This window comes from Kitasatospora sp. NPDC004531 (assembly GCF_053602195.1).
Genome location: NZ_JBSGDD010000004.1, coordinates 121580 through 140025, shown reverse-complemented (window position 1 = coordinate 140025; position 18446 = coordinate 121580). Strand labels below are relative to the sequence as shown.

General features: G+C 74.4%; 14 protein-coding genes. 4 read left to right on the top strand and 10 right to left on the bottom strand.

What is annotated here, in order from left to right:
- Positions 1–6 precede the first annotated feature (6 nt).
- On the bottom strand, positions 7–654 hold the full coding sequence (locus ACWEMJ_RS03650) for a response regulator (protein WP_452135289.1): 648 nt from the start codon (positions 652–654) through the stop codon (positions 7–9).
- Positions 655–1185: 531 nt separating this feature from the next.
- Complete coding sequence (locus ACWEMJ_RS03645; RefSeq protein WP_452135318.1) at positions 1186–2316, bottom strand: sensor histidine kinase; 1131 nt, start codon at positions 2314–2316, stop codon at positions 1186–1188.
- Positions 2317–2448: 132 nt separating this feature from the next.
- Here ACWEMJ_RS03645 and ACWEMJ_RS03640 point away from each other — a divergent pair, with 132 nt between their 5' ends.
- Positions 2449–3186, top strand: coding sequence for a class I SAM-dependent methyltransferase (locus ACWEMJ_RS03640; RefSeq protein ID WP_452135288.1), 738 nt, complete (start codon positions 2449–2451; stop codon positions 3184–3186).
- Positions 3187–3339: 153 nt separating this feature from the next.
- Positions 3340–4050 carry a lytic polysaccharide monooxygenase gene (locus ACWEMJ_RS03635; protein ID WP_452135287.1) on the top strand — a complete coding sequence of 237 codons (711 nt, stop codon included), beginning with the start codon at positions 3340–3342 and terminating at the stop codon, positions 4048–4050.
- A gap of 84 nt (positions 4051–4134) precedes the next feature.
- Here the strand turns inward: ACWEMJ_RS03635 and ACWEMJ_RS03630 are convergent, their stop codons facing one another.
- From ACWEMJ_RS03630 to ACWEMJ_RS03600, 7 genes are all read right to left on the bottom strand, one after another.
- Positions 4135–6906, bottom strand: a complete 2772-nt coding sequence (locus tag ACWEMJ_RS03630; protein WP_452135286.1) for an AAA family ATPase — start codon at positions 6904–6906, stop codon at positions 4135–4137.
- A gap of 859 nt (positions 6907–7765) precedes the next feature.
- On the bottom strand, positions 7766–8692 hold the full coding sequence (locus tag ACWEMJ_RS03625) for a helix-turn-helix domain-containing protein (protein ID WP_452135285.1): 927 nt from the start codon (positions 8690–8692) through the stop codon (positions 7766–7768).
- A gap of 406 nt (positions 8693–9098) precedes the next feature.
- Positions 9099–10541 (bottom strand): cytochrome P450, encoded by a 1443-nt coding sequence (locus ACWEMJ_RS03620; RefSeq protein ID WP_452135284.1) that lies wholly within the window; start codon positions 10539–10541, stop codon positions 9099–9101.
- 40 nt (positions 10542–10581) lie between these two features.
- Positions 10582–11199, bottom strand: a complete 618-nt coding sequence (locus tag ACWEMJ_RS03615; RefSeq protein WP_452135283.1) for a GTP-binding protein — start codon at positions 11197–11199, stop codon at positions 10582–10584.
- Positions 11180–11527 (bottom strand): DUF742 domain-containing protein, encoded by a 348-nt coding sequence (locus ACWEMJ_RS03610; protein WP_452135282.1) that lies wholly within the window; start codon positions 11525–11527, stop codon positions 11180–11182. The genes ACWEMJ_RS03615 and ACWEMJ_RS03610 overlap by 20 nt, the downstream gene beginning before the upstream one ends.
- A gap of 13 nt (positions 11528–11540) precedes the next feature.
- The gene (locus ACWEMJ_RS03605) at positions 11541–11948 is read right to left on the bottom strand and encodes a roadblock/LC7 domain-containing protein (protein ID WP_452135281.1); all 408 of its coding nucleotides are present in this window, start codon (positions 11946–11948) and stop codon (positions 11541–11543) included.
- Positions 11945–13588: an ATP-binding protein gene (locus ACWEMJ_RS03600; RefSeq protein WP_452135280.1), complete on the bottom strand. Its 1644-nt coding sequence runs from the start codon at positions 13586–13588 to the stop codon at positions 11945–11947. Before ACWEMJ_RS03600 ends, ACWEMJ_RS03605 begins: the two co-directional genes overlap by 4 nt.
- Before the next feature lie 559 nt (positions 13589–14147).
- Here ACWEMJ_RS03600 and ACWEMJ_RS03595 point away from each other — a divergent pair.
- Positions 14148–15701 carry a CehA/McbA family metallohydrolase gene (locus tag ACWEMJ_RS03595; protein WP_452135279.1) on the top strand — a complete coding sequence of 518 codons (1554 nt, stop codon included), beginning with the start codon at positions 14148–14150 and terminating at the stop codon, positions 15699–15701.
- Between the two features lie 92 nt (positions 15702–15793).
- On the opposite strand, the gene tyrS is transcribed toward ACWEMJ_RS03595, so the two are convergent.
- Positions 15794–17167: a tyrosine--tRNA ligase gene (tyrS, locus tag ACWEMJ_RS03590; protein ID WP_452135278.1), complete on the bottom strand. Its 1374-nt coding sequence runs from the start codon at positions 17165–17167 to the stop codon at positions 15794–15796.
- A 582-nt stretch (positions 17168–17749) separates the two neighbouring features.
- Between tyrS and ACWEMJ_RS03585 the strand changes: the two genes are divergently transcribed.
- Complete coding sequence (locus tag ACWEMJ_RS03585; RefSeq protein ID WP_452135277.1) at positions 17750–18430, top strand: DUF5995 family protein; 681 nt, start codon at positions 17750–17752, stop codon at positions 18428–18430.
- Positions 18431–18446: the final 16 nt, after the last annotated feature.

Genomic DNA, 18446 nt, shown 5'->3' with positions numbered 1-18446 from the left:
CCCGTTTCAGCCCAGCCCCGCGTCCCGGGCCAGCAGAGCGGCCTGGACGCGGTTGGTGACGGCGAGCGCCGTGAGGATGCGGCTGACGTGCGCCTTCACGGTGCTCTCCCGCATCGCCAGGCACGCGGCGATGTCGGCGTTGGCGCGGCCCTCCGCGAGCAGCGCCAGCACCTCGCGTTCGCGCGGGGTGAGACGGTCGACGCGGGCGCGGGCCGTGGTGGCGCTGGCGCGGCCCGCGGCGTGGTAGCGGTCGATGACCCGGCGGGCGGCGGCCGGGTGCAGCATCGCGGAACCGGCCGCGACCAGGTGGACGGCGCGCAGGATCTCGGCGGGGTCGGTGTCCTTGAGCAGGAACCCGTCCGCACCGGCCGCGAGCGCGTCGTAGACGTACCGGTCCAGGTCGAAGGTGGTCAGCGTGATCACCTTCGGCGGGTCCGGCAGCGCACGCAGCCGGGCGGTGGCGGTGATGCCGTCCATCCTCGGCATCCGGACATCGACCAGCGCGACGTCGATCCGGTGCGCGGTGGCCCGTTCGACCGCCTCGACCCCGTCGGCCGCCTGCGCGACCACCTCGATGCCGGGATCGCCGTCGAGCAGATCGGTGAGACCGAGCCGGACGAGCGCGTCGTCGTCGACGATCAGGGTGCGGATCATGCGGGACCGTCCTTTTGCGAGTGCGTGCGGAAAGCGCTTACCGGCTCTGCCGTCGGAAGGCGGTTCAGGCGGGGGCGGCGTTCGGGCGGAAAGCGCTTACCAGGTCTGACGCCGGGAGACCGGTCATTCGATGACAGCGTTCGCCGGGCCTGCGGGGAAAGCGCTTGCCCGCTCCGCTGACAGAAACTGTTCGGATTGTGGCCCTGTGCGAACAATTGCTGTCGGCGAGATGGGTAACCGCTTTCCATGGGGGTTTGGTGGCGGGCGGTACCCGATGGGGTGGTGGCCTGCTGACGGTGGGCGGGAAAGCGCTTTCCGGTTTAGGGTGCCGGCGAGTGGTGTTGTGCGAACAATTTCTGTCAGCGGGGCGGGTAAACGCTTTCCGCGCAGGCTCGATGGCTGGCCGCACTGTGCGGGTGGCCTGCCGGGCGGAGGAACGGGAAAGCGTTTTCCCATTGGGTCCGGCAACAACCGATCCCGCCGCCACACCCAACCGGAAAGCGCTTTCCCGCCCCACCGCCGAAAGCCCGCTCACGCGCCGCCACCCTTCGCCGCCGGGTGCGGGAGCATGGCCGACAGGCGCCAGGAGCCCGTGCCCGCCGGGCCGGCGTCGAGATGGCCGCCGAGGGCGGTGACGCGTTCGCGCAGGCCGATCAGGCCGTAGCCGGAGTCCACGGTGGCGGTGCCGGGCGTGCCGGGGGCGTTGGTGACTTCGACCCGGGTGGCGGGCGGGCGGTAGTCGATCCGGACCTCCACGGGCGCCCCGGTCGCGTGTTTGCGGGCGTTGGTGAGGGCTTCCTGGACGATGCGGTAGGCGGCCAGGCGGTGTGTGGTCGGCGCGTCGGGGGCCCGGCCGGTGACGGTGAGTGCGACCTGCTGTCCGGCGGCGCGGGCGTCCTCCACCAGTGCGGCGACCTCGCGGACGGCGGGCGCGGCGGCCGGTACGGCGTGCGGGTCGTGGAGGGCGCCGAGCACCTCGCGCAGGTCGGTGAGCGCTTCGACGGAGGTGGCGCGGAGCACCGTGAGGCGGTCGGCGACGGGGGCGGGCAGGGTGTCCCGCCGGGTGGCGAGGACGCCGGTGTGCAGGGCGATCAGGCTGAGCCGGTGGGCGAGCACGTCGTGCATCTCGGCGGCGATCCGGGACCGTTCGGCGGCCCGCGCCGCGTCCTCGCGCAGCCGGGTCTCCACCCGCAGTTGTTCGACCTGCCCGGCGAGGGTCTGCACCAGCCGCCGCCGGTTGCCCTGCCACAGGCCCAGCACCAGCCCGAACAGCAGCACCGTCACGGTGGACAGCCACCGCTGCCCGACCCACACCGACGCCGCCCGCACCCCCGCCAGGTTGCCCGTCAGCGCGAGCGCCGCGCACAGCAGCGCCGTCCGGGTGCGCCGCGCGACCGCCAGGTCGAACAGCACCACGGCCAGCAGCAGATCGGTCAGCCACCCCCACCAAGCGGTGACGACGACCACCGCCAATGGGGCAACAAAGAGCCGTAGTTGACGGACAGTCAGCAACAGGGCGCAGCACCCGGCCGCCACCGTCACGGCCAACCGCTGCCGCCCGCCGTCGAGTTGGGCACTGTTGGCGGAGACCGTCACCACCAGGAACGCCAGGACCAACGCCCGCCCCACGTCCGCCCACAACGGTCTCCGCCACCACCCCATGACGTCCATACAAGCCATCCTGCCCGACCGCCGCCAGCGACGAACGGCCGTTCCCACCACCGACTTTGGTCGATGGCGGAGGTCGCCGGACGGCGGATCACCACGGCTCCCGCGCTTCCTAGCGTCGAAGCTATGACCGAGCAGCCCGCACAGCCCGAGCAGACCAAAGAGACCGAGCAGACCAACAAGCCGGAACAGCCCGGGACGGCCGCACCGACCCCTCCCCCGCCCCGCCCCCGCGCCGACGGCTGGGCGTTCCTCCGCGAAGCCGTCCGCGACCTGCGCACCACCGGCGCGGTCGCCCCGAGCAGCCGGGCCCTCGCGCACGCGCTGGCCGCCCCGGTGCGGGCCCGCGCCCCGCATCCGATCGACGTCCTGGAGGCGGGCGCGGGCACCGGCGCCGTGACCCGCGTCCTGTTGCCCCAACTGCCACGCGGCGCACGGCTGGACGTGGTGGAGGCGAACCCGCGTTTCGCCGCCCGGCTGCGCGAGCTGGTGGCCGCCCAGCGGTGCGAGAGCCGCGTGACGGTGCACCAGGCGTACGTGGAGGAGCTGGCCACCGACCGCCGCTACGACGTGATCGTCTCCGGTCTGCCGCTGACCAACTTCACGCCCGCGCAGGTCGACCGCATCATGGCCCGCTACCTCGAACTGCTGCACCCCGGCGGCACGTTGACCTGGTTCTCCTACCTGGGCACCCGCCGCGCCCGGGCGGTGTTCGCCACCCGCGCCGAGCTGCACCGGCACGCGGCGGCCGAGCGCGCCCTGGCCGCCCACCTGCGCGGCGGCCGGACCGCCTGCCGCACCGTGCTGGCGAACCTGCCCCCGGCCCGGGTCTGGCAGCTCCACCCGGACGCCCGACTCCCATAGGGCATCGGGCCAATCCGCCGCAACCCCTTGACCGCCGCCGGTACGCCGCTATCGTCTCCCTCGGCATCCGGTCTAGACCTATGACCGTCTCCCGGCCCGCCCCACCGCCCGCCGGGAGGGACTGCCCTGACCCCACATCAGGAAGGCACGGAAATGAAGGCAAACAGAAAGGTGACCGCCGCGATCGGCGCGCTGGTCGCCCCGCTGATCGGGCTGACCGTCTCGGCCGGCACCGCCAGCGCCCACGGCTGGGTCACCGACCCGGCCAGCCGGCAGGCGCAGTGCGCCAACGGCGTGGTGGTGTGCGGGCAGATCAAGTACGAGCCGCAGAGCGTCGAGGGCCCGAAGGGGCTGTTCAGCTGCAGCGGCGGGCACTCCGAGTACGCCGAGCTGGACGACGACTCGAAGCCCTGGCAGGTCACCAACGTCACGTCCACGCAGACCTTCAACTGGCACCTGACGGCCCGCCACGCCACCGCGAACTGGCAGTACTTCATCGGCGGCACGCTGATCGGCCAGTTCTCCGGCAACAACCAGCAGCCCCCGGCGGACGTCAGCCACCAGGTGAACTTCGGCAGCTTCACGGGCCGGCAGAAGGTCCTGGCGGTGTGGAACGTCTCCGACACCAACAACGCCTTCTACTCCTGCATCGACGTCAACATCGGCGGCACCGGCGGCGGCACCCCGGGTGGCGGCAACGGCAGTTGCACGGCCGCCGCGTGGGACCCGGCGCGGGTCTACAACGGCGGTGAGACCGTCTCCTACGGCAACCACAACTGGCGCGCCAAGTGGTGGACCCAGGGCACCCAGCCCGGCTCCACCGGCCAGTGGGGCGTCTGGGAAGACCTCGGCGCCTGCAAGTAGGCGCCTGAAAGTAAGCAGCCCGGAAGCACCGGACCGCGTCCGCCCGGCGGCCCCCTGTGGGGGAGGGCCCCGGGCGGGCGGCGGTCAGGCCGTCGCGCCGAGCGCGTCGCGCAGCTGGGCGCGGGCCCGGATGCCGAGCTTGGCGAACACCTTCCGCAGGTGGTAGCCGACGGTCCTCGGCGACAGGTAGAGCCGGGCGGCGATGTCCCGGTTGGTGAGGCCGCGGGCGGCGAGTTCGGCGATCCGCAGCTCCTGCGGCGTGAGCGGCGCCGGCGCGGCCGCGGCGCCGGCGGCGGGCACGTCCGCGCCGGCGGCCCGCAGTTCGGCGGCCGCCCGGTCGCGCCACGGCCGGGCGTCGAGCCGGCGGAAGGTCTCCAGCGCCGCGCCGAGCAGCGGCCGGGCCTCCGCCGACCGCCGCCGGCGCCGCAGCCACTCCGCGTGGTCGAGCTGGGTCTGCGCCCGCTCGAACGGCCAGCCGGCCCCGGCGGGGTCGGCCAGCGCCGCCCGGAAGTGCCGCTCCGCTTCGTCGCCGTCGGCGAGCAGCGCCGCCGCCCGCTCGGCGATCGCGTGCAGCCTGGGCGAACGGTCGTCGCCGAGGTCGGGTCCGACGGCGTCGAGCACCGCGCGGGCGTCGGCGACCTCGTCGGCGTGCACGGCGGCCGCCGCCAGGTCGCCCAGGTAGTACAGCGAGGCGTGGTAGTGCAGCGGGCGCGGCCGGATGTCCCGGGTGAACGCGGCGCGCAGCTGACGGTAGGCCTCGGCGTGGTCGCCGGTCGCGGTCGCGGCGGTCGCCAGCGCCACCCGGTGGCGCACCTGGAGGGCCAGCGAGCGGCGCAGGTCGACGCCGGACACCGCCGCCTCGGCGCGTTCCCGGGCCGCCGGGTCGCCCTGCCGGGCGTCCAGGGTGGCCTGCAGGATCCGGGCCCCGACGGCGGCCAGCTCGGCACCGGCCTCGGCGGCCATCCACAGCGTGTCCTCGGTGCTGTTGCGGGCCGCCGTCCACGCCCCGGCCTCGTACTGGGCGAGCGCGACGGCCTGCGAGACGGTGGCGTTGGTGCCGGCCGTGCCCGCCCGGCGCAGGTGGTCCAGGGCCCGGCCGAGCAGGTCCTGGGCGAGCGCCGTCTCGTCCAGGCACCAGGCGGTGCCGCCGAGCACGGTCAGCGCGCTCAGGTCGTTCTCGCCCATCGCCGCACGGGCTTCGGCGAGCAGCTCCAGTGCGCGGGCCCGGCCGGTGTGCGGGTCGGTCGCGGCCGCGATCCAGGCCCGGGTGTACGGCTCGGCGGGGCCGGCCGCGCGGGCGGCCAGCCGCCGCAGCTCGGCCCGGTGGAACGGGTCGCCGGAAGCGAACGCGGACGTCGAGGCCACGCCCAGCGCGGCGAACGCCGCCTCGGGCAGGGTGTCCAGGTGCTGCTCGGCGACCCGCAGCAGGGTCTCCAGCGCGGCGTCGTGGCGCAGCGTCACGCCCAGCGACCAGCCGGACAGCACGCCCGCGTCGGCCCGCAGCGCGGGGCGGTCGGTGCACGCGGGGACGCGGGCGGTCAGGTCTCCGACCCACTGCGGGTGGCCGCCGAACATGGCAGACCTGGCGGCGGCCAGCAGCCGCCGGGCGCGCTGCTCGGGGTCGGGCGTCAGGTCGGCGGCGCGTTCCAGGGCGGCCGCGGCGGCGGCGTGGCCGCCCCGGCTGCGGGAGCGTTCGGCGCTGGCGGCGAGCGCGTCGGCGACCGCGTCGTCGGGGCCGGTCGCGGCGGCGGCCAGGTGCCAGGCCTGCCGGTCGGGTTCGTGGGCGAGCGCGCTGGCCAGCGCCAGGTGGGCGTCGCGGCGTTCCGCGAACGAGGCCGCGCCGTAGATCGCCGACCTGACCAGCGGGTGCCGCAGTCGCAGCAGGCCCTCCTCGACGCGGACCAGTCCGGCGCGTTCGGCGGGCTCCAACGCGCGCAGGCAGTCCAGGCCGCCGGCCGCGCCGACCACGTCCGAGAGCTCGCCGGTGTCGGTGGCGGCGGTGAGCAGCAGTGCCCGGCGGGTGTCCGGCGGCAGGTCCGGCAGGTCGGCGGCGAACAGGTTCTCCAGCCGCCGGGTCAGCGGCAGTGCCCGGCTGCCGTCGGACTCGGAGCGGCCGTGCGCGAGGGCGCGGCTGAGCTCCACGAGGGCCAGCGGGTTCCCGGCCGCCTCCTGGAGGATCCGGGCCCGGGCCCGACCGCGCGGCGGGACCGGCTGGGCGTCCAGCAGCAGCCCGGCCGAGGCGCGGTCCAGCGGTCCGGCGGCCAGTTGCGGGAAGTCCCGGTCGAAGCGCAGCGGGACGGTGTCCTCCCGGGCGGCGGCCAGCAGCGCGGCGGCCTCGCCGTCCAGTCGGCGGGCGACGAAGGCCAGCAGGTCGAGTGAGCCGAGGTCCAGCCACTGCAGGTCGTCGACCACCAGCAGCAGCGGCTGCCGGGCGGCGGCGTCCCCGACCAGCGTCGACACGCCGACCCGCAGGTGCAGCGGGTCGACCGGCTCGCCCGCCCGGGCGCCGACGCCGAACGCGCCGCGGACCGCCCGCCGCTGGCTCTCCGGCAGCCGGCCCGCCCCCGGCAGCAGCGGCCGCAGCAGCTGGTGCAGCGCGGCCAGGCCGATCCCGCACTCGCTCTCACTGCCCCGGGCCCGCAGCACCAGCGCGCCCTTTGCGGCGGCCGAGTCGGCGGCGTGGTCCAGCAGCGAGGTCTTCCCCGCCCCCGGCTCACCGGTCAGCACCAGCACGGACGCCCCCTGGCCGCCCCCGGCCGCGACCTCGACCAGCTCGGCGATCCGGGCCGCCTCCCGTTCCCGCCCGAGCAACCCCGGCTCCCGGTACTGGCCGGCCCTCCCAGGGACGGTCGTCATGTCGCTGGCCTCGCCGTTCTGCCGTTCCGTCAGGTCACGAACATCCTGCCACGGGCCGTCCGGCCCACCGTCCCTCACCCGCACGAGTGAAACTCCCGGCGACCTCACCGCCCGCGAAGACCCGTGCCCAACGCTTCGGGCCGGCAGCCGACGCGACACCCTCCGGGGAGATCGGCGGACGCAGGTACCCGCGGCCTGCCCCTCGCACGGCCACACCGCCGGCGACCCGCACCGCCCCGGCAACCGGCAAGCGCCCCTCCCACCACCACAAGCCCGACGCCGCGCGGCCGACCGGCCCGCCAACCGAACGGCCAGGGCCTGCTGCGGGCAGCGCCGAGCGTGGGCCCCAGCGCCCGGAGCCCGGCTCCATCACACGCCCACCGCACGCGACCGGCCGCCGACGCCACACCTCCCGGAGCTCGGCGGCCGCAGGCCTGCGAAGAGCCTGCCGACGCCCGGCGAAGCCCGCATCCGCGTACGGCAACACCACCCGTCGGCCCGCGCCGCGCCGCGCGGACGACCGGCAAACAGCGCACGCAACACAGCAACCCGACGCCCTACAGCCGCTCGGCCCGCCGCGCGTGACCTGCCACCACCCGCAAACCAGCGCGAAGCGACATCCCCAACGCCGCACCGCCCGGAAAGGCCGGCGGCCGCACGTGCAGACGAACGAGCCTGCCGGCGCGCGGCAAAGAGCCTGCTGACGCCCGGCGAAGCCCCCGTCCGCACACGCCAACACCGCCCGGCGGCCCGCGCCCACCGGACCCCACCGTCCGGAAGCCACGCCCCCGCACCCTCCTCCCCTCCTCCCCCCGGCGCCCGGCGCACGCGCACGCCAACAGCGACAGCCCCGAGCCGCCTACCGCGAGCCGTCGGCCCCCCGCCGCTCCGCTGCCTCGCCGTCCGCTCCCCCGATCGGGCCCCGGGTCTGCCACTGGGTGGGGGTCAGGCCGTAGGCCTCGCGGAAGACGCGGCTGAAGTGGGAGGCGCTGGCGAAGCCCCAGCGGCCGGCCACCACGGCGACGGGCAGGCGGCGGTGCGGGGGGCGGTCGAGTTCGCGGCGGCAGGCTTCCAGGCGGCGGTGGCGGATCCAGCGCCCGACGGTGGTGCCCTGGCGCTGGAAGAGCTTGTGCAGGTAGCGGACCGAGATGGCGTGGGCCCGCGCGACGGATTCCGGTGACAGTTCGGGGTCCGTCAGGTTCCGCTCGATGTGGTCCCGGACACGGGCGGCCAGCGCGGTGGGGTCGTCGGCCGGGTCGTGCTGGTCCTGGTCGAGCAGATCCGCGACGACGAGTGCGAGCAGGTCGGCGGCGCTGCGGGCGAGCCGGATGCGGGCCAGCGCGCCCAGGTCGTCGGACCATTCGGCCAGTGCGGTGAGGAAGCGGGAGGCGAGCGCCCCGTGGCCGGTGGAGCCGGGGGCGAGCAGGGTGCCGGCGGCGCGTATCTCGGCGGCGGAGATGCCGAGTGTCCCGCACGGCACCCGGTACGTGCGGCCGGTGCAGTCGCCCGAGCGCAGCAGGTGCTCGGGGTGCGGGCCGCTGCTGATCACCAGATCGCCTGCGGTGAGCGGCAGTTCGGCGCCCTTGCGGCGCAGCACCGCCCGTCCGGCGAGGTGCAGGGTGACGTGGACGTACTGCCCGTCGGCGGCGCCGGCCGGTGTCGGCAGCAGGTCGATCGGGCCGCCGCCCGTCGCGGGGGCCCGGCGCTGGGCCGGGACGACGGTGGGGTGTTCGGTGGCGGCGGGCAGGAGGGTGGTGGTGACCGTGTGGTGCACGAGAGGTCCCATCGTGTTGGTCGGTGGTGAGCCCCGGCCCGGGGGCCGCACACCCGAGGGGTTCGACCGCGGCCGATCGGTGCATAATCGGCGCGTCGAAGGTTCGTGTACGGCGGCGGCCGGGGCGGGAGTCGGGTGCGTCCGCACGTCCCTCGTCCCGACGGAATTCCTACCGGCCCCGGGCGGCGCCGACCAACCGCCCGACCGGCCGCCCGCGCGGCTCACCGAACCGCCCGGAAGCCCCGGAAAACCGCCCTGACCTGCGGCGATACCCACGGGCCGACGGCCCGGCGAACGACCGCCGCACGCTCCACGACTGGTCATCCGACCGATGCGCGACCACGCCCCGCGCTGCACACGGCACCGCCCCCGGCGCCGGAGAACCGGTACCGGGGGCGTCACTGCGCGCGTCGGCCGGTCAGCCGCGCAGCTTCGCCAGCAGCGCCGCCCAGCGGCCGCGGGGGCGCTGCTCCGGCACGGCGGGCACGGGGTCCGGGGTCGCGGCGGCCGGCGGCGCGGCCGGTGCCGGCGCGGGGGTGGAGATCACCGGGGCGCTGGCGGTGGTGGTCGGGTCCTGCGGCTGGAGCACGGTGCGGGGGGTGAAGCTGGCCGGCAGCTCGGTGAGGTGCCGCGACATCCAGTTGCCGCGCCAGACCAACTCGTCCTCGGTGACGTCGAGTTGGAGGTCGGGCAGGCGGGTGAGCAGGATGTCGATGCCGGTCTCGGCGATGGCCCGGCCGATCTCCTGGCCGGGGCACTCGTGCGGGCCGCTGCCGAACGCCAGGTGCGAACGGTTGCCGAACAGCGGCTTGTTGAGGTCGGGCCGCACCGCGGGGTCGGTGTTGCCGGCGGCGAGGCCGATCAGCAGCATGTCGCCGGCCTTGATGCGGCGGCCGCCGAGTTCGGTGTCGCCGGTCGCCCAGCGGCCGGGGACCAGCATGAACGGCGGGGAGTCCCACAGGACTTGGTCGAGCGCGTCGGGCAGCGTCATCTGGCCGCCGGACAGGTGGGCGCGGAAGCGGCCGTCGGTGAGGACCATCTTCAGCGTCTCGGAGATCAGGTTGATGGTGGTCTCGTTGGCGGCCAGCAGCACCGAGCGCAGGTGCTGGAGCACCTCGTCCTCGCTCAGCCCGGACTCGTGCTGCATCAGCCGGGTGACCAGGTCGGGGCCGGGGTCGGTGCGCTTGCGGTCGATGGTGCGCTGCAGGCACTGGACGACGTACTCGTTGGAGGCGACGGCGGTCGCGGTGCCGCGGACCAGGTCGCGGGCGGCCTCGACCAGCCGGGGGCCGTACTCCTCGGGCATGCCGACGACCTGGGTCATCACCAGCATCGGCAGGTGTTCGGCGAACTGGGAGACCAGTTCGGCCCGGCCGGTGGTGCCGAACCCGGCGATCAGCTGGTCGGCGAAGCGGGTGACGTAGCGTCGCATGCCGCGCCGGTCGAAGCTGTTGAGGCCGTCGGTGACGGCGGTGCGCAGCCGGCGGTGCTCCTCGCCGTCGACGAACGAGCAGGTGGGCTGCCAGGCGATGACGGGCAGCACCGGGGAGTCGGGGGCGACCCGGCCCTGCTGGAACTCGGTCCAGCGGCGGGAGTCCCGGGAGAACCGGGACGGGGTGCGCATCGCGGTGAGGTTGGCGGAGTAGCCGAGCACCAGCCAGGCCGGCAGGTCGCCGTGCAGCAGCACGGGCGCGACGTCGCCGTGCTCGGCGCGCAGCTTCTCGTACAGGCCCGCCGGGTCGGCCTCGGCCTCGGGCCCGAACAGCCGCCGCAGGTCGTCCTGTTGGAGGGGGGTGGCGCCGTGGGCCGGGCAGCCGGGCGGGGGGACGGCGCCGTGGTACGTGCGCTCTTCGGGGATCACGGAGGTCTCCGGGGGAGAGGGTCGGGACGCGAGGGGGGCGTCAGCCGACGGGCTGGGCGGCGAGTTCGTACAGGTAGCGCATCAGTGCCATCAGCACGTCGCGGCTGGACTCCCGGGAGCGGGCGTCGCATTCGACGATCGGCACGTGCGGCGGCAGGTCGAGCGCGCCGCGGAGTTCGTCGAGCGGGTACGCCGGGGACTCGGGGAAGGAGTTGACGGCGACGACGAACGGCACACCGCGGTCCTCCAGTCGGCCCAGGACGTCGAAGCTGACTTCCAGGCGTCGGGTGTCGACCAGCACGACCGCGCCGAGCGCGCCTTCGAACAGCCCGTTCCACAGGAACCAGAAGCGTTCCTGGCCGGGGGTGCCGAAGACGTACAGCACGAGCTGCTCGCTGAGGCTGATGCGGCCGAAGTCCATCGCGACGGTGGTGGAGCTCTTGCGTTCCACCCCGGCCAGGTCGTCGATGCCGATGCCGGCCTCGGTCATGGTCTCCTCGGTGGTCAGCGGGCGGATCTCGCTGACCGAGCCGACCAGGGTGGTCTTGCCGACTCCGAAGCCGCCGACGATGACGACCTTGACGGCGGCGGCCACGGTGGCCGGGAGGAGTTCGGCCTCGCGCGGCCCGCGCACCGGCTCAGAGCCGCTGAAGTCCATGGATCACTGCCTCCAACAGGGAAAGGTCGGGAAGGGCGGCCGGCGGGATGGGCGCGCGGGCCTCGATCCTGTGCGCGGCCATCAGGTCGGCGAGCAGGACGATGACCAGGCTGTTCGGCAGCCGCAGGTATGCGGAGATCTCGGCCACCGACAGCGGTGAGCCGCAGATCCTCAGGATCGCCGCGTGCTCGGGCTGCATGGTGGGTTCGGGCCGGGAGCGGGCGATGATCAGCGTGACCAGGTCGAAGCCGGTCGCGGCCTGCTCCCGGTCGCGGCCCCGGGTGATCACGAAGAACCGCTCGGGGCCGCCCTGTTCCCAGTTGCTCATCGGTGGCCCCGGTTCACGCGAGCTGGTCGCCTGTGCGGGCGGGTGTGGTGAGGTGCTCGCCGATCCGCGCGACCAGGTCGCGCATCCGCTGGCCGACCAGTCCGGCGTCCACGCCCTCGTCGGCGAGCACCGCGAGGAACGCCCGGGAGCCGGCCGCCATCAGGTAGAAGAAGCCGCCGCCGACCTCGATCACCACCAGCCGCATCCGGCCGTCGCCGTGCGGGAACTCGTTGCCGACCGCGTGCGCCAGGCTCTGCAGTCCGGCGCAGGCGGCGGCCAGCCGGTCGGCGGTGTCCGGGTCGGTGCCGTGCTGGGCCAGCCGCAGGCCGTCGGCCGACAGGACGATGGCGTGCCGTGCGTGCGGGACGCTCTCCGCGAGGTCCCTGAGCATCCAGTCCATGTTGGTCCGTTGCTGAATCACTTGTCGCCTTTCCCTGCTGACTCTTCACTGGCGTGGCGGCCGTTCGGCGGAGTGCCGGGCGTGGTGCCGTTGACCCCTTCCGTGAACGCGGCCAGCCACAGGCCGGGCTGGACCGGCTCGGCGGCGGGTTGGGGGGCTTGGGGGGCCTGCGGCTGCCGGGGGTTCGGCATGCCCGGGCGCAGCATCGCGGCGTGGCGGCGGCGCTGCGGCAGGCCGTTGGCGGTGCGTTCGGTCACCACCGGGTAGTCGTCCTCGGTCCGGGCCGGCGCCGGGGCCCGCCGCCGGCCCATGGCGGGCGCGGAGGCGGCGGCCGCGGCGAATCCGCCGGTGGGGCTGTCGGTGGCGGTGAACGGGGCGGGGGGCGTCCGGGTGTCGGCGGGCCGGCCGGCCGTTCCGGTCCAGACGTGCGGCTGCGGCTCGGTGGGGTGGGTCTTGACGGCCATCGGGTGGGCGGTGGCCATCCGGCCGATGCCGTGGGCGCGGCTGGGCGCGGGGGCGGTGGTGATGTACTGCTGCGGGACGATCAGCACGGCGCGCACGCCGCCGTACGCGGACGGGCGTAGCGAGACCTGGAAGCCGTAGGCGCGGGAGAGTCGGCCGACCACCGCGAGGCCGAGTCGCGGGGTTTCGCCGAGGTCGTTGAGGTCGATGCCGGAGCGGGCCTCCTCCAGCATCCGTTCGGCGCGGGCCCGGCCCTCCTCGCCGAGGCTGAGGCCGCCGTCCTCGATCTCGATGGCGATGCCGGTCTGCACTTCGACGGCGGTGAGGTGGACGTCGGTCTGCGGCGGCGAGTAGCGGGTGGCGTTGTCGAGGAGTTCGGCGAGGGCGTGGATGAGCGGTTCGACGGCGGGGCCGACGACGGCGACCTCGGAGACCGGGTGCAGTTCGACCCGGCGAAAGTCGAGGATGCGGGAGATGCCGCCGCGCAGCACGCTGTACAGCGGGACGGGCTTGCTCCACTGGCGGCCGGGGCGGGCGCCGCCGAGGACGGCGATGGAGTCGGCGAGGCGGCCGATCAGCGCGTTGCCGTGGTCGAGCAGCAGCAGGTCGTCGAAGACGGCGGGCAGGTCGCCGTGCCGTTCCTCCATCTCCCGCAGGTCGACGGCCTGGCGGTGGACGATCGCCTGGACGCGGCGGGCGATGTTGACGAAGGCGCGCTGGGTGGCCTCGCGCATCGCCTCCTCGTTGTCGACCGCTTCGACGGTGGCGCGCAGCACGGCCTGCCGGGCCTCGTGGAAGTCCTCGCCGACGTTGGCGAGGTGGCGCTGTTCGTAGGAGCGCAGCACGTCGGTGACGAATTCGCCGCGCTGGAGCCGGTCGACGGCCTCGGGCAGTTCGTTCTTGGCGAGGTCGAGCATGCCGGCCTGCTGCCTGGCGAGGCGGGCGAGCGCCTCCTGCTCGCGCCGGGCGCCGGCCGCGCGGGCCTCGTCCAGGGCGCGGCCGCGGCGGGCCGCTTCGGCGCCGGCCGCCACCGCCGCCGCGGCGCCCACCAGACCGCACAGCAGGATTCCCCAGACCGCGTGCCCGGGCCCGACGGTCGCGGCGAGGGCCGCGGTCGTGCCGATCACGACCGCGGGCAGCAGGACGACGAGTACGGCTGCGGGCAGTCGGTTTCCTGGCGACGATCCGGGTCGAAGCATCGGTGTCCTCATACGTCAAAGGGATGGGAAACGCGGGTCCGGGCAGTGCGGCGGGGCCCGGGCGCGAAGCAGCATAGCCGGTGCACGACAGCTCCGACGGTTCGTCATCATCCTTTTCCACCAGCGGAGTTGTGGCTGATGGCAGGAGGTTTCGAACACTCGGGAACATGCCGTGCGCCCCTCGCCGGGGCTCTTAGGCTTGTCGCACCACGCACCCCACAGCAGCCTCCCGCCCCGGATTCACCCGGACGAGCGGCAGTCGCGGCGATCCCTCGCCACGGGCCCCCGGCTGGTGCTAGGGCCGCCTCGACGGGACCGGCAACGACACGGCTCGTACCTCCGGTGCGGAGGAACGAGCCCTGGGCGGCATATTACTGACGGATGATCAGTTCGTCATATTCATGCCGGGGATTCACCCGATGCCTGCCCCGCGTACGCCCGATGTCCGGTCGACCTTCACCGACTCTCCGCCCGCCCGTGGACTCCCCCTCACCACCGGTTCATCCCCTCGGGTAGGCAGCCGGGCGAGCCCGCCCCGACGACCTTTCCGGAGACTGCCGTGACCGACCAACTCCCTTCCCCCGACGGTGCGTTGCCCGGCCGCCGGACCCTGCTGCGGACCGGCGCCGTGGCCGCCGCCGCCACCGCTGCGCTCGGCGCGGGCGTCGGCCGGGCGCAGGCCGCCGCCGACCGCACACTCACACTCACCGGCCAACTCCCCACCGGTGCACCGGACTTCGTCTACCTGCCGTTCGAAGTGCCGCGCGGAGTACGGGAGATCGCGGTCTCCTACAGCTACGACCGGCCCACCGTCCCGCCCGGAACCCCCGGGAACTCCTGCGACATCGGCATCTTCGACGAACGCGGCACCGCCCTCGGCGGCGAGGGCTTCCGGGGCTGGTCGGGCGGCTTCCGCACCGAGTTCAGCCTCTCCGCCGAGGCCGCCACGCCCGGCTACCTGCCCGGACCGATCAACCCCGGCACCTGGCACGTCGTGCTCGGCCCCTACCAGATCGCCCCCGCCGGACTCGCCTACACCGTGCAGATCACCCTCCGCTTCGGCACGCCCGGCCCCGCCTTCACGCCCAGCTACCCGCCCGAGCGCGCCCGCGGCCGGGGCCGCGCCTGGTATCGGGGCGACTGCCACCTGCACACCGTCCACTCCGACGGCCGCCGCCTCCCCGCCGAGGTGGCCGCCGGGGCCCGCGCCGCCGGCCTCGACTTCATCGTCTCCACCGACCACAACACCTCGTCCTCGCATGGCAGTTGGGGACCGCTCGCGGGCCCCGACCTGCTGATCGTGCCGGGCGAGGAGATCACCACCCGCAACGGCCACTGGCTGGCCCTCGGCCTCGACCCCGGCCAGTTCGTGGACTGGCGCTACCGCGCCCGCGACGAACAGTTCCCGCGCTTCGCCCGCCAGGTCCGCCGGCACGGCGGCCTGGTGATCGCCGCCCACCCGTACTGCCCCTACGTCGCCTGCCAGTGGAAGTTCGGCTACCAGGACGCCGACGGCGTCGAGGTCTGGAACGGCCCCTGGACCTACGACGACGAATCCGCCGTCGACACCTGGGACGCCAACCTCGCCACCGCCCTCCGCGAGGGCCGCAGCTGGCTGCCCGCCCTCGGCAACAGCGACGCCCACAGCGCCCCGCAGGTCATCGGCACCCCGCACAACGTCGTCCACGCCGACGACCTCAACCGCACCGCCGTCCTCACCGCCCTGCGTGCCGGCCACAGCTGGATCGCCGAATCCTCCGCCGTCCAACTGGAGTTCACCGCCACCGGCCACGGCCGCCGGGCCACCGTCGGCGAGCGCCTGACCGTCCCCGCCGACGCCCCCGTCGACGTGCGGCTCACCGTCTCCGGCGTCCCCGGCGGCACCGTCCGCCTGATCACCGACGAGGGCCAGCTCCACCAGGAGTCCCTGCCCGCCGACGGCACGGGCACCGTCACCTGGCGCACCACCGCCTCCCTCGCCGGCTACGTCCGCGCCGAAGTCCGCCGCCCCAGGGCGGACGGCACCCCCGGCAAGGGCAACTCGATGGGGCCGGAGCTGCCGTGGGGGCCGATGGCGGCGCTCACCAACCCGATTGTGCTGCAGGCATCCTGACGCGCCGTCAGGTCCGCTGGGCGGCCCGCCGTTCGCACTGATCAATTCTTTGGCCGGCCGCCTATGCCCCTTGTTCGATCCTCCAATTGACGCTACGTCAGTTCCAGCACCTTCCGGCCGCAGCGCAGGAACACCCGGCGCTGCGCGCTCGCCCGCGCCAGGTCGTGGGCCCCGAGCACCACCAGCAGTCGCTCGTCGGCGTCGCCGCGGGACAGCGGCAGGGTGCGCTGCCCGCCGTCCGTGCCCTCCACCACCAGCCGCAGTCCGCCCGCCTCGGCGACCCGGCGGACCTGGTTGAGGCTCGGCAGCTGGCCGCCGATCCTCACCAGCACCTCACCGAGCGTCGCCGCGCCGTGCCCGGCCGCGTCCACGGCGGGCAGCGGGCCGGCCTCGGAGAAGCGGCGGCGGGAGAAGCGGGCCCGGAAGGCGTCCCGGGCGGCGAGGGCGGCCGGGACGCCGTGCACGGTGGCAGTGACGGCGGCCGCGAGCAGGGTCTTCACCGCCATCGGGTGGCGTCGGCCGTCGGCGGCCTGGGCGATCAGCAACTCGGCCTCCTCGTCGAGGAGTTCGGTGAGCAGCCGGAGGTAGTCGGGGAGCAGCCGGTCCGCGCAGGCCATCAGGCGGCCGAACATCTCCTCGGCGGGGAAGGCCAGTCCGACGTAGTTGTTCTTCGACTTGCTCATCTTCGCGCCGGTGCCGTCGGTGCCCTCGATCAGCCCCGTCGCCAGCACCACCTCCGGCTCCTGGCCGTGCACGCCCTGCACCCGGCGGCACATCTGGAGGTTCAACAGCTGGTCCAGGCCGCCGAGTTCGATGTCCGCGACCAGCTCCACCGAGTCCAGCGCCATCACCACCGAGTACACCAGCTCCGCCAGCGTCAGCCCGCTGCCCTCGGCCAGCCTGCTCCGGAAGTCCTCCCGCTGGAGCGCCGCCGAGGCCGGCAGCCGGGACAGCACGGCGAGGAAGTCCGGCAGTGCCAGCTGCCCCAACCACTCGCTGTTGAACCGGAATTCGTCCTGCTCGAAGTCGAAGAACGGGCCGACCTGCTCGCGGTAGGTCGCCACGTTGCGCGTGACGTCCTCGGCGGTCAGCGGCGGCCGCTCGGCGCTGCGGCCGGACGGGTCGCCGATCCGCGCCGTCACGTCCCCCACCAGGAACACCACCCGGTGCCCCATCCGCTGCAACCTGCTGGCCAGGATCATCGGCACCGCGTGCCCGAGATGCACCTCCGCACCCGTCGGGTCGATGCCGTACTTCACCGTCAACGGCCGCCCCTGCCCCAGGAGTTCGCCCAACCGGCGCTCCCCCGGCAACACCGCCGCCGCTCGCGCCCCCAGCAGTGCGGCCTGCCGCGCCGGCGCCAGCTCCGACAGGTCGGCCCGCCGCCGCTCCGCCAGCACCTCCAGCCACCGGCCCAGCGCCGGGCCCTCCCTCAACTCCCCTTCCTTCTCAATCAGTTCACTCATCAGCACGACACTGCGGTCGAATGCGGTGGCAGCCACGGCCATCCTCTCGGGGCAACAGGAACAACAGACAACGGACGCACCCGCCCACCACCCGCACACCACTGACCACGAACGACAACCGCACCCACCCACCGGGCAGGCATCACCACAGGTCGTCCAAGAATTCCGAAGGCCCGGCCGCCGTCACGTCAGGCAGCCCGGAGGGCGGTGGGGACCGCCACTAATATCGCTTCACCACGCGAAACCTCCGGCAACAGGAAGCGGCAGGAGCCCTCGGCTCCACCGCACCCCCATCCTGCCGCACCCCTCTCCCCGCCCGCACCTGCTTTTTTCGCACCCGATCGACTCGCCCGAGCCGCACGGAGCGCGCCCCCGCGCCGAGCGGCGCCGAAATGGCACCCGAGTCATCCAACTGACCTGTTCAGTACGGGAGTTGTCGGGCTCCGCGATTCCTGCACAGCTCCGGCGGCAGGCGGATGGGGCCGTCGCCCCGGGCCCGCGCGTCGTGGCTTGGCAGGGCCTCGGGGGCCTGCCATCGTGAGCACATCGTCTCTTTGTCGGATCGTCACCGAGGGAGAATGGATGTCCATGACCATGCCGGTGGTGCTGACGGTGGACCAGGTGGTCGACCGGATGGCGGGGATCGCGACGGAGTTGCCGCTCACCGATGGTGTGGCGGTCTTCAACGCGATGTACCTGACCGTGACGCGGCTGGTGCGCGACCGGCTCGCCGACGCGTACTTCGACGACCCGGCGACCATGGCGGAGCTGGACGCCGTGTTCGCGGCCCGCTACCTGGGCGCCGTCGACGACGACCGCGCGGGGCGGCGGCCGGCGGCCTGCTGGCGGCCGCTGTTCGAACTGCGGGACGCGCCGAACGTGCACCCGCTGCAGTTCGCGCTGGCGGGGATGAACGCGCACATCGAGAACGACCTGCCGCTCGCCGTCCTGGAGACCTGCCGGCTGACCGGCCGCACGCCGACGCAGCTGCGCGCCGACTACCTGCGGATCAACACCCTGCTCGCCCAGGTGGAGTCCCAGGTCCGCACCACGCTGCTGCCGACCCCGGCCGCCGGCGATCCGCTGCTGCACATCCTCGGGGTGTGGAGCATCGACCGGGCCCGCGACGCCGCCTGGGCGTCCGTCCTGGCCCTGTGGGAGATGCACCGCCTGCCACCGGCATTCCGGCTGGTCGCCGAGGCACTGTCGGGCTCGGTCGGCATGGTCAGCCGGGCGCTGCTCACCCCGCTGTCCCCCAACTGAGCCCGGAACGGGCGGG

Bases quoted from the DNA above. Each gene is read 5' to 3' on its own strand.
- ACWEMJ_RS03650 (WP_452135289.1), bottom strand. From the start codon at position 654: ATGATCCGCACCCTGATCGTCGACGACGACGCGCTCGTCCGGCTCGGT.
- ACWEMJ_RS03645 (WP_452135318.1), bottom strand. From the start codon at position 2,316: ATGGGGTGGTGGCGGAGACCGTTGTGGGCGGACGTGGGGCGGGCGTTG.
- ACWEMJ_RS03640 (WP_452135288.1), top strand. From the start codon at position 2,449: ATGACCGAGCAGCCCGCACAGCCCGAGCAGACCAAAGAGACCGAGCAG.
- ACWEMJ_RS03635 (WP_452135287.1), top strand. From the start codon at position 3,340: ATGAAGGCAAACAGAAAGGTGACCGCCGCGATCGGCGCGCTGGTCGCC.
- ACWEMJ_RS03630 (WP_452135286.1), bottom strand. From the start codon at position 6,906: ATGACGACCGTCCCTGGGAGGGCCGGCCAGTACCGGGAGCCGGGGTTG.
- ACWEMJ_RS03625 (WP_452135285.1), bottom strand. From the start codon at position 8,692: ATGGGACCTCTCGTGCACCACACGGTCACCACCACCCTCCTGCCCGCC.
- ACWEMJ_RS03615 (WP_452135283.1), bottom strand. From the start codon at position 11,199: ATGGACTTCAGCGGCTCTGAGCCGGTGCGCGGGCCGCGCGAGGCCGAA.
- ACWEMJ_RS03610 (WP_452135282.1), bottom strand. From the start codon at position 11,527: ATGAGCAACTGGGAACAGGGCGGCCCCGAGCGGTTCTTCGTGATCACC.
- ACWEMJ_RS03600 (WP_452135280.1), bottom strand. From the start codon at position 13,588: ATGCTTCGACCCGGATCGTCGCCAGGAAACCGACTGCCCGCAGCCGTA.
- tyrS (WP_452135278.1), bottom strand. From the start codon at position 17,167: ATGAGTGAACTGATTGAGAAGGAAGGGGAGTTGAGGGAGGGCCCGGCG.
- ACWEMJ_RS03585 (WP_452135277.1), top strand. From the start codon at position 17,750: ATGTCCATGACCATGCCGGTGGTGCTGACGGTGGACCAGGTGGTCGAC.